1 protein-coding gene is annotated in these 380 nt (G+C 64.2%); it reads right to left on the reverse strand.

Annotated elements, in window-relative coordinates:
- A partial coding sequence (locus ACZ3HG_RS23140; protein ID WP_465334638.1) for a diacylglycerol/lipid kinase family protein occupies positions 1 to 347 on the reverse strand: 347 nt, incomplete at its 3' end.
- Positions 348 to 380 lie beyond the last annotated feature (33 nt).

The following is a 380-nucleotide window of genomic DNA, read 5'->3' on the forward strand; positions in this document are numbered from 1 at the left end:
TCTTCGTCGCGGGCGGGCTGGTCATCGGCGGTGATATGGAACGGCACGATGTCGCTGGCGGACAAAGCCCGGCCGAGGGATTCGACGTAGGCGAGCCAGCCTGCTTTGTCTTTGAGATCGTCGTTGGTCTCGGCAATCATGTGCGCGTCGATCCCGAACCCGACCATCACCACGAAACCGTGGCGCTCATGGCCATCCGCAAGCTCGACGTCTACCCACCCCATGTCCACGGAACGCGGTTGCCCGGTGAGTGCGCGCGTGAATGCGGCCGGCAGGTCGTTGAGGGGAATGTCGAGGTTGCGGGCCAGAAGGTTCCCCGTGCCCAGGGGCACGATTGCCAGTTCCACAGACGAGTCGATTCCGGCGAGGTGTTCGGCGAC

It is taken from the genome of Erwinia sp. PME.40.26/001, assembly GCF_055556675.1.